Origin of the sequence: Pseudomonas peli, from assembly GCF_050563605.1 — a bacterium.
Taxonomy (GTDB): Bacteria; Pseudomonadota; Gammaproteobacteria; order Pseudomonadales; family Pseudomonadaceae; genus Aquipseudomonas; species Aquipseudomonas peli_A.
This window is the reverse complement of record NZ_JBNXUH010000406.1, coordinates 1-262: the sequence shown is the minus strand read 5'-3', so window position 1 is coordinate 262 and position 262 is coordinate 1. Positions and strand designations below refer to the sequence as shown.

Annotated in this window: 1 protein-coding gene; it reads right to left on the bottom strand. The window is 62.2% G+C overall.

Annotated features, from left to right (window positions below):
* The coding region (locus ACQ4LH_RS22115; RefSeq protein WP_430699029.1) for a biotin carboxylase N-terminal domain-containing protein at positions 1-262 on the bottom strand (262 nt) is incomplete at both ends.

Sequence of the window (262 nt, the reverse complement as noted above, 5' to 3'; positions counted from 1 at the left end):
CGTCAGATGTGTATAAGAGACAGGGTGGATCGCGTCGGCCCCGGTTTTCTGCGCTGCCTTGATAATGTTGTCGATGACGAGATAGGACTGGTTGACCTGGGCCGGGCCGATGCACACGGCTTCATCGGCTTGCTGCACATGGCGTGCGCCGGCGTCGGCTTCCGAGTAGACGGCCACGGTGCGGTAGCCGTGGTCCTGGATGATCTTGTAGCTGATCGACAACCCCAGCCCGGTGCCCTGGCCCACCGGCTTGGTGGTGAAG